Genomic DNA, 13,317 nt, shown 5'->3' on the forward strand with positions numbered 1-13,317 from the left:
GCTGCCGTGCGCACGGACGTGCTCGTCCAGACGCGCCAGGGAGATCTGCCGGCGGGCCGGGTGCGCGACCGGCTTGCGCAACAGTTCGGTGAGCGCCGCAGCGGTCTTCTCGTCCTCGACGCGAATGCCGAACGCAGACCGGCCGCCACCCTCCAGCGTCTCGCGGGCCAGCCGCCACAGCTCGGCGAATTCAGGTTTGTCCAACTGCACCGCCCGAGCCTAGTTTCGCGATCCGGAACGCGCGCCAGCCCTGAATACCCTTCGTATTACAGCTGGAGAGGGTGGGCGCGGCCCATGTGTTGAACCCGTGCAATCACGATCCTGCTGAAAGATATTCATGACCGGCAGGCCGAGCTCGAGCCTACGCAGACCGCCGGTCCACACGTCGACACGCCACCGAACCACCCGCGGCGACCTGACTCAACGAGCACGAACCTACAGCTCCGTAGACACAGGTCAGGCCGTGCGGCCGACTATTGACACCCCACAGGCGTTCCCGATCCTAACCGCCGCGCTGGGCCTGCTGGCCGACCGGCACCTGGCGCACACGTGTTCGACCCGGCCAACAGCGGGGACATCCTGTGGCACCACCTGTTCTGGTTCTTCGGCCACCCCGAGGTCGACATCGTCGCGCTGCCGTTCTTCGGCATTCGGCGGCCTGATCAACGAGTGCGAACGCGGCTGCCTAACCGCAGTTCAAGCCCGGTGGCCGACATTTGACCCTCACAGGAGATGCGGCCCGCTCGGGGGACTCCACAGCAGGACTCAGACCTCAAACCGGTCATGCGAGGGTCCATCCTCAGCGAAGCGCGTGCCACCGATGATTTGTTCCATGATCTCCATGTTCGCCTCGAATCGATCCGAGAGGTCAGTGTAGGTGAAGTTGTATACGCGTTCACCTCGGAACACGAAGAACTGCCTCTGCCGGAAGACGTTTCCATTCGAAGTAAATTCATAATCGAAGAGCCAGCCGTCATGAGGACCGAACGCCACCGGCTCCTCCAGGTTCATGGAGATATCAGCAAGTGTGACGTACAGGTTAGCGACGTGGTCTTCCGCGAATACCTTGGCACTCCGCTCGGAAGATTCTCTCACCGTCAGGACCAGGTTGTGCCGGAAGCCGTCGCACACGGCTGCCAGGGTGAGCTGGGATAAGTCCTCCCAGCCCGGCAGAACAGGTATCATCACACCGGAAATGCCCGCATAGAGCATGTTATTCCCTTCGATCAAGACCGTTCGCGCAGCACGGCGAGGATCTCTTCGGCGGTGAGCACGTCCACTTCGGGATCGGGCTCGGGAGCCGGTTCGGGACTGAACAGGAGGGCTTGGTGCGTACGCAGGACGGCGCGCAACGCGGCCACCATCGCGGTAGCCCGGTCACCCACCAGCGGTTCGACGGTAGGTCCGTTGATGGCAGGTCTCCCCCACACACTGATTACGAACCACGTCGGCGGCAGGTCGGAGTTCGCGCCGACGAGCACCTTGGGCAGCACCCAGCCGGAGTCGGCGCGCACCTCGGCACGCAGTTCGTCGACTCCCGCCAGGAACCGACCGCCCCGCTGGGGGTCGACGCACGCGACCAGGTCCGGTGCCACCTCGACCCGCAACGGCTGAGCGCGGGCCCGAGCCAGCGCGGCTTGCTCGCGCCATTGATCGTCCGTTGCCACGAGGTCGAGCAGTACCTGTTCCTCGTCCAGACCGGAAGCAGCGATCCTGGTAAGCCTTCGGGCGAGGGCGAGCACGTCCTGCGCGCGGTCGGGGCGTATCGCGGCCACTGCACGCAACGCCTGCGCCGCCGCCGTGTGCGCCCGCACTTCGAGACGGTGCGCCGCGGCGGCCCAGAGGTGGCGTTCGGCCTCATCCGCACGGCTCAACGCCCGGGCCACCTCGGACAGGCGTTCGTGCACCTCGGCGGCGGCCTCGCGGAGACCGTGCCGTTCGTAGTGTTCCAACGAACTCCTGAGCACCGGATGGGCCTCCGCGAACCGTTCGGCCCGCAGCAGCAGCACTCCCAAGCGTTTCGCGAGGTGTGCCGAGCCCCCGCGACCGCCGGTGCCGAGCAGCACGAGCATCCGGCGCAGCGGATCTTCAACGCTCGCCTCGGGCAGCCCTGCCATCTCGCTGTGGTCCAGGAGAGCCTGCAAGGCAAGGATTTCACGATCGGGCCGGCCCATCGCCGCAGCGATCGCGGCGGCTTCCCGTGCCCGCTCCACCACTGCCCCTGCGTCCGCCGTCCCGGTCGTAAGTTCGCCGGTGACCGACTCGAGCAATGTGTTGATCAATGCGGTCGGGTCTGCCAGCCGTCGCGCGACCTCGTCCTGCGCCTCCCTGGCCTGGTCGGCGGCCTTGTGGTCGCCCGCGGCTGCGTGCACCCGGCGCAGCCCGACCAGCGCGTCGAGCTGGTGCCCGAGGTGCCCCGTCCGTTGTGCCCTGGCGTGAGCTGCCTCGAAGTGGGCACGGGCCGAGGGGAGGTCCCCCGTGAGGCGCGCAATGCTGCCGCGGTGGAGGTCTACTCCACTCTTGATGCGCTGGGTGGTGCACCGCACGGCGGCATCGTCCACCCAGCGGACCGCGAGGTCAACGCGGCCGCTGCTCAGCGCGGCGTCGGCCATCGTCAGCAGGGTGATCGCCTGGTGTGCGCTGGTGCCCTTCGCTTCGTCGATGGCCAAGGCCGTGTTGAGGTCTTCGAGGGCGGCAACGGCATCATTGCGCGTGAGGTGCTGCGCGACAGCTCGGTCCAAAAGCACCGCAGCGTAATAGAGCCCGTTGCGAGGGACCAGGTCGAGCGCCTCGGCGATCAGCTCGCGAACCTGATCTTCCCATCCACGTGGACGCGCTGCCGCGAGTGCCCTGGCTTTGGTGCGCAGCGCGAACGCCAGGACGTTGGGCCGGTCCTGCCCGCGAACGAGTTTGATCGCCTCGTCCAAGTCCAGCATCGCGTGTTCAGGCGAATGGTCGACAGATCGGAAACCCCGGTGCGCCAGGATTTCCGCGCGGTCCCCGTCCGCGTCCGACGGACACACCTCCAGCGCCTTGACCAGGTAGAGGTCGGATCGGGTCTCGCCCAACTGCACCTGGACCTCGCCCAGGATCATGTACAGCGTGTGGTGTTCCCGACCGTGTTCTCGCAGCCTCATCAACGTGTGCAGGCACAGTTCGCGGGCCTCGGCGAACCGCAGCCGGAACAACTGGTGGTCGGCTAGCGCGATCGCGGTCTCCACCTCCAGATCGAGGTTTGCGCCCAACCGCGCCAGCCGGTGGACCTCTCGCAACGTGGCAACGTCAACCTCGGTCAGGTCCTCCGCCTCGATCGGGTCTTTCGCCCGTGCTGCGAGCGCTCGTGCACAGGTCGCGTGCCGTGCGCGCAGGACGGCCGGGGCATGTTCGGCGACGTACCGGGCCCGCAGCACACCAGGCAGCGCGAACCGGTCGACACCGCCCGCTTGGTGCTCCAGGAGTCCGAGGTTGGCCAATCGCCACGCGGCTTCGCTCGCGTCGGTCCCAGTCAGCCGTGACAGCACGTCGGCGGACACCGGTACCTGGAACGGGGAGGCGGCCCGCAGCACGCGCGCGTCGTCACGGCTGATCCGGTCCAGCAGCATGGGGGCGAATACGTCCTTCTCCAGGAACTCCAATCGGTTGTGCCGGAGTATGGCGCGCAACGCATCCGGTTCCACCCGGACTTCACGCCGGGCAGTGTCCACCAGCCACTCGGTCAACCGGGTGTTGCCGCCCGAGATGGAGATGATCTCGTCCACGCTGGTGGCGGACAGTGCGACGTCCTCCCCAGTTCGCCGCGCGACCACGCGTTCCAGGTCGGACCGGCCGAGCGAGCTCAGCCTCCTGACCTCCAGGTACCGCATGCACGGCAGGTCAGGCGGGTACCGAGTGGTTATCATGATCCTGTGCGGACCGTACCCGCAGGTTCGCACGGCGGTGACCAGGGCATTCAACACCGACGCTGCTTCGGTGGCGGTGGTCGGCCGGCCGTTGACGAGGAGAATCGCCCCTGTATCACCAGGATCAACCTCGAACGAGTGCTCGAACGCATCCAGTTCGAACAGCAGCAGCTTCCCCGACGCGGCCGACTGCCTGCGCAGGAACAAGGTGAGCCGGTCCACCAGAGGCAGTGTGGAAGGCACGTCGTGCAGGTACACGTCGCGCTCGATGTCCGCGGCGATCGCGTCCACCAGCTTCTGCTCGGTCAAGCCGTCGGCCACCCGTACCACTTCGTAGTCGGCGGCGAGTCGCTGCTCGATGCGACGCGCCAAGCGGGTCTTCCCGAGCCCACCCATCCCGCACAGGACGAGCCCGACCGGATCCGGGGCGGCAGTGGCGCCGAGCAGCCGGACCGCGTCCTGCAGTTCCCGCCTGCGGCCGATGAAACCCGTGCTGCCCGCGCCGCGCGCCTCGTCATCCGGCCCGGGGAGGGCTCGTGCGACGGCGCCGCCGCCGGATCGCGGGGCGGGGACGAGGGCACCAGGCAGTTCACCGGCCACGAAGACCCGCAGCGCGTGCCAATCCGCTCCGCCTCTGTCCACCATCGATCGATAGGTGGCGGCGAGGGCTTCGACGAACGTTCTCCCGCGGGCCAGAACCTGGTAGAAGGCGTCCACGGCCCGAGTGGTGCGAGCGTCGGGCGTGCGCCGGTCCAAACTGACCACGACCGGGATGCCGGAGCAGGCCAGGCGCGCAGCGAGCCTGCCGGTCGGGAAGTCATCCACCTCGCCGCTCACCGGGCGGCCGGAGAGGAAAAGCACGGACGCGCCGCTGTCGCGGATTACATCGCGCAGGACGATCGCCTCCGCGTCGACTCTCTCACCACGGACGCCCTCGGTCGCGAGAACGACCTCGCCTCGGGCGTAGGCGACGTGACCATCCAGGTGGATGACGTCGAAGTGGCGGTAGTCGTACTCGCCCAACCTGTGCTCGAGGTCCGCGAGGTTGCCGCTGTCGTCGAAGTGCGGTTCCAGCGGGTGCTTGCGCGCTAACGCGATGATCGCGTCGTGCTCGGCGTCGTAGTCGAGTTCGGGAAGGTCGCCGACAGGCGCGCAGGCCATGTAGAGCAGCCGCAGGCCGCGCTTCGCGACAGGCCGAGGCTGCCCGCCTGACGTGACCACTCGGACGGGTACGACCGGATCGGGCGCGGCGACGAGGAATGTCGAGCCGTCGTGCAGCAACTCCCACGGCAGCCGCGAGATTTCCTCGTCTGCGGTGACGGCGAGGACCATGGCGGACCACAAGCCCTTGGTGCGCTCGCGATATCCAGTCAACACCCGCTCTGCGGTGTCGACGAACGTGTGCAGGCGGTAACCGCACTCGGTGAGCAGGGCGGCGCGGTGCTGGGCAGCTCCGGCCATGGCGCTGCGCAGCAGCGCGCCAACATCCCGGACCAATTTTGCCACCTCGGGAGTGGAGACGTCCGTCACGTGGTCCGAACCGTCCGCGAACCTGTGGCGCAAGCGAAGATTACCGGCGGCCCCGAGCAGTTCGACGTCGACGCGGTGTTCGCGCTTGGCCCCGGCTGATCGGGCACCGTCCCCGCGTTCCACGTACACGCCGCCGGTGATCGTCCCGGCCATCACCACGGGTCCGTTGATCAATCCGTTCAGGTCGTTCCAGACACGCGCGCCGGAAGACCAGTCCTGATCGTGCGGATCAGATGCCGCCACCAGCGCCACCTTCCAGGTCGCCGGTCACAGAGGTCGACTGCCCGGCCGGGATTGTCGCACCTGCGGACGAGGGGAACAAGGCCGGAGATTCGGCCGCTGAACGCACTTTTGCGGAGAATCAGTCCAGTCCGATTCACATAGGCACGAAAATGCGAGGATGACTCGGGTTGCCTCGCTTTCGCCTGAAGAGCAAGGAACACCTGCCACCACTTGACACCACTGAGTGGTTACCTTTCGGGCATCATGAACGCGCGGGCACCTGGCGGATGGAGGCTCATTTGGACGAGGTCGAGAGCGACACCGCGCAGGGCAGGTCACGGGGTGCGGACCCGCGATCCCTGGAAGCCGGAATCCACCCGTCAGACGACCGGTACGTGGCTGGCGGCGTGCGCTGGGAGAGCTACAGCCACCGGCAACTGTTCGCCATGCTCCACGAGCGCGTCGATGTGGCGGCGGTGCATGACGCCGCTGACCGGTGGCGGCAGCACGGCGAGTCCATCGGCGCGTTGGCCGATCGGTTCGGCCGGATGCTCGCGTCGCTGGAAGCGGTGTGGAACGGCGAAAGTGCGGTCAGCGCGATCTCGGCATTGCGGAAGAACGCAGAGTGGCTGGCACACCTGGCGCGCACCACCACGGACATGGCCAGGCCGGTCGACGAAGCCGCCTACCAACTTTCCGCCGCTCAACGGGCGATGCCCGCGCCGCAAGACCCGGCGAATGCCCATGCCGGCGCGGTCGCCGGCAGCGCGGCGGGAGCGGGCGCCGGCCTCCTGATCGCGGTTGTCGGTGCCGTGACCGGCGGCACCACCAGCGTGATCGGGACCATGATCGGACAGTCGGCCGAGAAGGACCAAGCCGTATACGTCATGCGCGAGCACGAGCGCGGCTCGCAAGCCGTTGACGCCGACACGCCGCAATTCTCCGACGCCCTGACCACGATCCCTGGCCTCGTGTCCATGCCCGGGCTCACCGCGGCGGTCGGACGCACCGTCGCGGCGTCGACAGCTCATCGGCGTGCTCAAGGCAAGTCGCAGGAAGCGCGGCAGGACCCCCTGGGCGAATCGGCCCCGGGAGCGGGTGCGGCGCAGACCTCGACCGCCGTGTCCTGGGCGGCCGGTGGCCCAGAGGCACGGTGGCAGGCCATGACCTCGACTTCGGCGGTGAGCGGCACGGTGGTCGGCAACCAGCCGGTGGGCGGTTCGGTGGCGACGCACGCGGCGATGAGCGGGCTGGTCGCGGGCGGCGGGATGCCCCCGCCCCCGGTCGACCGGAGCACGTCGCGGACACCTCCGGCGAGCGGCGCGCACGCAGCCGGAGGCGCCGATCGCGAGGAAGATGGCCGTCACGGACCCTACCCCTACGACTTCGACTTGTTCGGTGACCTTGAATCGACCGCACCTGCCGTGATCGGCGAGTAGAAGGGATTCCTGATGTATGGGGATAAGAGCGAATTGAACGTCGACGCCGAGACTCTGCAACTCGTGGGGACGGGCGTCACCGGACTGACCGTGCAGCTCGCGGAGATCCGGGCAGAAGTGGACGCGCTCGACCGAGCGCTGCCGCTGGGGTCAAGCCCACATGCGGAAGCCCTCGGCCGGAAGTTCGCCGATAGAACGGCACGGTTCCGAGACCTGCTACACGTCATGGAAGTGCAGTTGGCATTAGTCGCCGATAAGCTCGGCACCACCGCGACCGTCTACCGCCAAGCCGATGACGAGGCTCGAGAGACCATCGTCGGTCCATGACCGGACACCTGCTGACCGACCGTGAACTGCTCCTGCTGTGCGAGTTCGCCGAACGGTCGTGGCCACTCCCGCTCGCCGAACCCGCCATGGCGGCAGATCACCAAGCGCACCTGGAACGCACCAAGCAAGCGGTCAACACGTTGACCGCGCGAGGACTGGCCAACGAACGAGGGCCGCGGGACTTCGCGGCCGACGTAGTGACGGGGTTGAGGGAGGGAAGCAGGGCGTACCTGGTCGTGGGCGGACCAGCACCGCTGGCTGCGGCCGTCCTCCGCCACACAGGAACCTGCTGTGTCCTCGTGCAGGACAAAAGCGACATCAGAGTGCTGCGATCGACTCTCGACACGTTGCCGGACACCCTCTTGTCCCTGATACCCCGGGTGCACGCCGCGAACGTGATGCCCCTCCTGTTGCCGCGCAAGGCGGTTGACGCGGTCAAGCACCTACGCGAAGAGCACCTCGTCGAACGGATGCTGGCGGAGCATGGTATCGACCGCGCCACACAACAGCGCTGGATCACAACGCTGTACCCCGTGGTCTCCGATGGCCAATTCGGCAGTCGACCAGACGACGAGGTGCGGTGGGTTGACAGTGGACCAGGCCGCTTGAGTCTGACCGAAAGCAGTGGCTGGATCAGCATCAACCCGCTTCCCGAACGGCTGCTCCGCAGACGCATCTGGGAAATACTGCGCAGTTGAATCTGCGGTCGATGGTCGTGATCGAAGTTGACCCGCACAAGTCCAGCCACACGGCGGCGGTGCTGGACTCCGACACCCACAGCACGCTGGGCACCGTCCGTGTGGACGCCACACTGGTCGAGTACCGGCGGCTGCTGACCTGGGCGCGACGGTTCGGCGAACGTCGGTGGGCGGTGGAGAACGCCCGCGGCCTCGGCCGGCACCTGGCGCAATGGCTGATCGCACGAGGCGAGACCGTGGTGGACGTCCCGCCGACGGCCACCGCACGGGTGCGAGAGCTGTCGCGGGGTGGACGCCGTAAGAACGACGTGCTCGACGCGGCGGCGGCGGCGGCCGGCGTGGCCGCCCTGCGCGGTGATACCGCCCCTGTCGCGGCCGAGGACGCCACGACGATGCTCGCAATGCTGGACGAACGACGCGGCAACCTCACCCAGCAGCGGACCCGCACGGTCAACCAGCTGCACGCGTTGCTGCGCGACCTGCTGCCCGGCGGCGTCTCCACCGACCTGACCGCCGATCGTGCCTGCGCGGCGCTGACCGGGATCCGGCCTGCGTCACCGGTGGAACGGGCACGCAAAGAATTCGCCCGCGAGTTGATCACTGACATCCGCGCCCTGGACGCCCGCCTCAAGGCCAACACCCAACGCATGCGGGACGCGGTCGCCGACTCCGGAAGCAGCCTGACCGACATCGTCGGGGTCGGCCCGATGGTGGCGGCAAGGTTGCTCGGACGCACCGGACGTGCCTCACGCTTCCCGACCTCGGCGGCGTTCGCCGTCTACGCCGGTGTCGCCCCGATCGAGATCGCCAGCGCAAACAAGGCCCGCCACCGGCTGTCCCGCGAGGGCGACCGCAAGCTGAACAACGCCCTGCACACCATCGCCCTGACACAGATCCGCATGCCCGACAGCCGCGGACGCTCCTACTACGACCGCAAGACCGCCGAGGGCAAGACCCACAACGAGGCCATGCGCTGCCTCAAACGCCGCCTCGCCGACCACGTCTGGCGCCTCATGCTCGCCGACAAGCACGGGAAGCGGGCCCGGGAGGACATTCGGGTGCGACTCTGACATCCAGCGCGACCGGCACAACCCCGACAGCCAGCTCTTCGGACAAGTCACTTCCCGAACCCGCCAAACCAAAGCCTACAACCGAGCCCGACCCAACGCCGCGACAAACACAGAGGAACCCCCGATAGCCCGGAGCATTTCCAGACATGGTTCGACAGGGCCTGAAGGGAGTCATCCGTGGCACCATGGCACCACCGAAGAAGTACCCCGACGAGCTGAGGCTCGTGCGGTCCGGTTGTACCGGGAGTCGGATCCGAAGCCGGTGATCCGGCGTCTGGCCGAGCAGCTGGGTGTGCATCACGAGGCGTTGCGGAACTGGATCCGGCAAGACGAGGCCGGCCGCGGCGAGCGGGGCGATCGGCCCACCGCGACCGAGGCGGAGGAGCTGCGTCGACTCGGCAAGGAGAACGCGGAATTGAGCGTTGTGTCTGCCGAAAACTATATCCGTGCAGGTTGAAGCCGTGCGTGGTGTGAGGGATCGAAGGGCTCCTGGGCGCGGCCGCAGGTCCGCACCGCCCTCGGCTGACGCGGCATGATGGCCGGCCATGCCGCTCCGGCTGGCTTACCTGGGCATGACCAACGCCTTCGCACTGCTGCCCCTGCTGCCCATGAGCGACCGGGACAAGGACGTGGAGATTCCTGGCGCTACGGCACCAGATCACCATCCTGGAACGGCAACTAGGAGACACCCCAGCGCACCACACGTGCAAGGCAACATGATGCCTTCCAGGCAGCGGAGTCCCGATTCGGGCTCTGGCGATCCTTACCGCAGGCGCATCCCGACTTTCGACCGTGCCGTCCGCCGACGGCCGGTGATCATGTCAGCGCGTTGTGGATCACCATCGATGCAGAGGCGATCTTCGCTACATCACCCGAACGTCTTCACCCGGTCGAGTGATCGACGCTCATCGCTTCATCTTCGAAAACCGCAGCAGAAACCGCGCTATCACCGTCTGCACACGACCGGAGGAATGACTTGCATGTTCACGCAGGTCACACTCGATCGTGGTGACCGATTGTCACACTGCCGGGGGTGCCATGAGCCAGGGACTGCTGTTCGGACCGGACGACGCGCCCACCGCCAAACCCGTCGGGGACGGATGGCAACAGATGCGGGTGCTGATCACCGTCAAGGCGGCACCCAACCCGTCGGAGACCTACGGCGAGACGGTGTGCGTGGCCGGTATCCGCCTGGACTTCGACGCGCCCGGCTGGGTACGCCTCTACCCGATCAACTTCCGCGAACTCGACAGCCCACACACCTTCAGGAAGTACGACATCGTGTCGCTGCGCGCCAAGCCCGCCCGAGGCGACTTCCGCACCGAGAGCTGGCGCCCGGACATCACCAGCGTGCAGACCGTGGACCACCTCAAACCGTGGACACGACGGCGTGTCGAAGTCGAGCCCTACGTCGACGCATCCATGTGCACGGTCCGCGAAGCCGTCCACGCGAACTCCGCCGCGCCATCCCTGGCCGCCGTTCGCCCCGACCGGGTCCTCGGCATCGACATCAAGCCCCATCCGGGATGGAGCCCCGAGGATCAACGCAAGATCGACAGCTACGTCGGTCAACTCGACCTCACCGGCAGCGACCGGACCGCACTGCAGGCACCGCGATTCCAGGGCTGGTACCGCTACCGCTGCACACCACGCTGCAACGGCCACCGCCAAGGCATCCTCGACTGGGAGTTCGTCGCCCTACAACGCACGCTGAAGCACCGCAACGACGACGACCTCATACGCGAACTACGAGCCAAGTACCTCGACCAGATGTGCGCACCAGTCCGGGACACCGTCTTCTACGTCGGCAACCAGGCCAAGAGCCCGCGCACCTTCAGCGTCCTGGGCGTCTACTGGCCGAAACGCTAGACCGACACCGGCTCCAGACGGGCACGAACGGCCTCCAGCACCACGTGCCGGTGACAGCGCTCCTCGTCGGCCTCGAAGCACATCACCGCCACCCGCCGCTCCCCCGCCAGCACCGCCAACCGATCCAGAGCACTATCCGCGGTCCCTACATCGAGCAGCTCCGCGTACCGCCCACGAGCCCGCGACAACGCCACGTCGTCACCGGCGAAACCCGGCCGGTTGTCCTTCGGGTTGCCCAACTCGCGCAGGTGCAGATACTCCACCCCGGCCCCGGACACCGCCTCGGCCAGCGCACGCTTGCTGAAGCCACGCTTGCGCGAGATCGGCGTCAACCGGACATCCGCCAGGACTTGCACGCCGAGGTCGGTCAGCCGGGACACGAAGCCCTCCACGTCCAGGCCCTCGTACCCGACACCCACCACACCCGGAACCTCTCGCACGGTCCGACTCTGTCACACCCTCTGTAACCACGAAACACCGACCAGCCCTCGCACGGCAACCAGCCACACGGTCCAAAGAGCACGGACCGGCTCTTCGGAGTTACAAAGTGCTCGACCTGGAGCACCATGCCGTGCGTGTCGCGCAAGCGTGTCGAGCGGCTGATGCGCCAGGTCGGCCTGGAGGGCGCGTTCCTGCGTAAACAGTGGCGGACGCGGTCGACCAGGCGTGATCTGCGGGCCGCGCCGGCGCCCGATCGGGCGAACCGGAACTTCACCGCGCCGGCGCCTTCTGGCTCGCGGCCGTGCGCGACGCGTTCTCCACCCGGATCGCGGGCTGGAAGACCTCCGACCGCTGCGACACCGACCTTGTGCTCGGCGCGCTGGGGTACGCGATCTGGTCACGCGACGTGCTCGACAAACAGTTGATCCACCACAGCGACCGCGGATCGAGCGGATGGGGCGGGAGAACATTGGCTGAGCTGGCGGCGAATCGAGAGTGAGCTGTCGCCCGGTGAGCGATCACGCGCAGCCGCAGTGCTTCAGCACGGATCAGTAAGACGATGTCGAGCAGGTCGACAACTCGTGCGCCGCCTGCTGATCATGCTCGTGCGGCGTATGCAGGGGCGGGCGTACGGGCCGTCGACCAATCGGGTGGGCCGAGCGGCTGAACGGGCGACTTGTGCGTCAGATGACTCGAAACGTGACTGGGTTGATCCGTACAACTGCGTTCACCGGGTCTCACGATGGGGTGAACGATCGCTGAAGGTATCCGGATCTGGGTGTTGTTCGGCGGTGAGGAGTCGTGATGCGGGGGCGACCGGTTGGCGATGTGAGCGTGAAGATCGGCGGGGACGCCCACGGTCCGGTGGCGGCCGGTGTCGGCCATGTGATCCATGTGAATGCCTCGGAGCGCGACGCGGCGGTTGGGCCCGAATCGGGTCGGCGGCCGGATCTGCTGGCGGCGCGGCGGGTTGTGGTGACCACGGACGTGCAGAGGTCGAGCTCGCGGAACAACGACGGGCAGCGACGCATGCGCCGGGCGCTGGAGGAGTGCGTCCACGCGGGGGCCGCGGCGCTCGGGGTGGATCGGGGCAGTTTCGAGGTGGTCGACCGCGGTGACGGTGTGCAGGTCGTGATGCCGGAGGCGGTGACGTTGGTCGATGTCCTCGACACGTTCGTCGAGGCGGTCGCGAAGGCGTTGCGAATGCACAACGCGGCAGCCAGTGACGCCTACCGGGTTGACCTGAGGGCCGCGGTGCACGTGGGCTACGTCGATCGGGTGGGTGGTGAGTGGTCGGGCACCCCGTTGGTGCACGCCGCACGCCTGGTGGACGCGCCTGAAGTGAAGCGCTCGCTCGAAGAGGCCGGCGACGCCTGCCTCGCGGTGGTGGTGTCGGACGCGGTGAAGCACGTGGTGGACGAGGGCTACTGCCGGATCGGGCCCGCCTGTTATCGCCATGTGGCGGTGGTCGTCAAGGAGACCTCGTGCGATGCCTGGTGGCGGTTGCTGTAACGGGACCTCCGACGCCGGGTTTCCCACGTCACGAGGAGGAAGCGGGCAGTGAGCCGGACACCGGACGACCTCGGACGGCCAGGCGAGCACGAAGGCGACAGTCGCCAGGTGGAAGTCGGCGGGAGCACCGACGGGCCGGTGGTCGCGGGCGACTACAACCTGGTGATCAACGCGCGTGACGGGTCCTCCGTCACGGTCGGCATGGTAGAGCGGGATCGACCCGAGCCAGTGCGCCGGGATCGGGTCCCTGCGCCTCCACTGCGTACGCGCGAGCCGCTGACCGACCGCCTGTCACACCCCGGACAGGTCG

General features: G+C 67.5%; 12 protein-coding genes and 1 pseudogene. 9 read left to right on the forward strand and 4 right to left on the reverse strand.

The window, feature by feature from the left end; translation table 11 throughout:
- Positions 1 to 210, reverse strand: a 210-nt coding sequence (locus ADK67_RS03705; RefSeq protein WP_157619887.1) for a hypothetical protein, incomplete at its 3' end; no start/stop codon positions are given.
- 280 nt (positions 211 to 490) lie between these two features.
- On the opposite strand from ADK67_RS03705, the pseudogene ADK67_RS52070 reads away from it, so the two are divergent.
- Positions 491 to 651, forward strand: a pseudogene (locus ADK67_RS52070) (cbb3-type cytochrome c oxidase subunit I); the annotation flags it as partial.
- A gap of 114 nt (positions 652 to 765) precedes the next feature.
- On the opposite strand, the gene ADK67_RS03710 reads toward ADK67_RS52070, so the two are convergent.
- Both ADK67_RS03710 and ADK67_RS03715 read right to left on the reverse strand, forming a co-directional pair.
- On the reverse strand, positions 766 to 1,212 hold the full coding sequence (locus tag ADK67_RS03710; protein WP_053714963.1) for a DcrB-related protein: 447 nt from the start codon (positions 1,210 to 1,212) through the stop codon (positions 766 to 768).
- A gap of 14 nt (positions 1,213 to 1,226) precedes the next feature.
- A complete protein-coding gene (locus ADK67_RS03715) occupies positions 1,227 to 5,672 on the reverse strand; it encodes a CHAT domain-containing protein (protein ID WP_157619888.1) in 4,446 nt (1,481 codons plus the stop codon).
- A gap of 278 nt (positions 5,673 to 5,950) precedes the next feature.
- Here ADK67_RS03715 and ADK67_RS03720 point away from each other — a divergent pair, with 278 nt between their 5' ends.
- The 6 genes from ADK67_RS03720 to ADK67_RS03745 all read left to right on the forward strand — a co-directional run bounded on the left by ADK67_RS03720 (position 5,951) and on the right by ADK67_RS03745 (position 11,054).
- Positions 5,951 to 7,090 carry a WXG100 family type VII secretion target gene (locus ADK67_RS03720; RefSeq protein ID WP_053714965.1) on the forward strand — a complete coding sequence of 380 codons (1,140 nt, stop codon included), beginning with the start codon at positions 5,951 to 5,953 and terminating at the stop codon, positions 7,088 to 7,090.
- A gap of 12 nt (positions 7,091 to 7,102) precedes the next feature.
- A complete protein-coding gene (locus ADK67_RS03725) occupies positions 7,103 to 7,417 on the forward strand; it encodes a hypothetical protein (RefSeq protein WP_053714966.1) in 315 nt (104 codons plus the stop codon).
- Positions 7,414 to 8,115 (forward strand): ESX secretion-associated protein EspG, encoded by a 702-nt coding sequence (locus ADK67_RS03730; RefSeq protein ID WP_053714967.1) that lies wholly within the window; start codon positions 7,414 to 7,416, stop codon positions 8,113 to 8,115. The genes ADK67_RS03725 and ADK67_RS03730 overlap by 4 nt, the downstream gene beginning before the upstream one ends.
- A 17-nt stretch (positions 8,116 to 8,132) precedes the next feature.
- Positions 8,133 to 9,185 carry an IS110 family transposase gene (locus ADK67_RS03735; protein ID WP_231648000.1) on the forward strand — a complete coding sequence of 351 codons (1,053 nt, stop codon included), beginning with the start codon at positions 8,133 to 8,135 and terminating at the stop codon, positions 9,183 to 9,185.
- Between the two features lie 136 nt (positions 9,186 to 9,321).
- On the forward strand, positions 9,322 to 9,642 hold the full coding sequence (locus tag ADK67_RS54530) for a transposase (RefSeq protein ID WP_269435975.1): 321 nt from the start codon (positions 9,322 to 9,324) through the stop codon (positions 9,640 to 9,642).
- A 581-nt stretch (positions 9,643 to 10,223) separates the two neighbouring features.
- Positions 10,224 to 11,054, forward strand: coding sequence for a hypothetical protein (locus ADK67_RS03745; protein ID WP_053714970.1), 831 nt, complete (start codon positions 10,224 to 10,226; stop codon positions 11,052 to 11,054).
- Here the strand turns inward: ADK67_RS03745 and ADK67_RS03750 are convergent.
- Positions 11,051 to 11,494, reverse strand: a complete 444-nt coding sequence (locus ADK67_RS03750; protein ID WP_053714971.1) for a DUF488 domain-containing protein — start codon at positions 11,492 to 11,494, stop codon at positions 11,051 to 11,053. The two genes, ADK67_RS03745 and ADK67_RS03750, sit on opposite strands and share 4 nt — an antisense overlap.
- Positions 11,495 to 11,796: 302 nt before the next feature.
- Between ADK67_RS03750 and ADK67_RS50425 the strand changes: the two genes are divergently transcribed.
- Both ADK67_RS50425 and ADK67_RS03755 read left to right on the forward strand, forming a co-directional pair.
- A complete protein-coding gene (locus tag ADK67_RS50425; protein ID WP_157619890.1) occupies positions 11,797 to 11,994 on the forward strand; it encodes a hypothetical protein in 198 nt (65 codons plus the stop codon).
- 329 nt (positions 11,995 to 12,323) lie between these two features.
- Positions 12,324 to 13,007: a hypothetical protein gene (locus tag ADK67_RS03755; RefSeq protein ID WP_053714972.1), complete on the forward strand. Its 684-nt coding sequence runs from the start codon at positions 12,324 to 12,326 to the stop codon at positions 13,005 to 13,007.
- The last annotated feature ends 310 nt before the right edge of the window (positions 13,008 to 13,317 follow it).

The sequence above is a fragment of the Saccharothrix sp. NRRL B-16348 genome, from assembly GCF_001280085.1.
Lineage (GTDB): Bacteria > Actinomycetota > Actinomycetes > Mycobacteriales > Pseudonocardiaceae > Actinosynnema.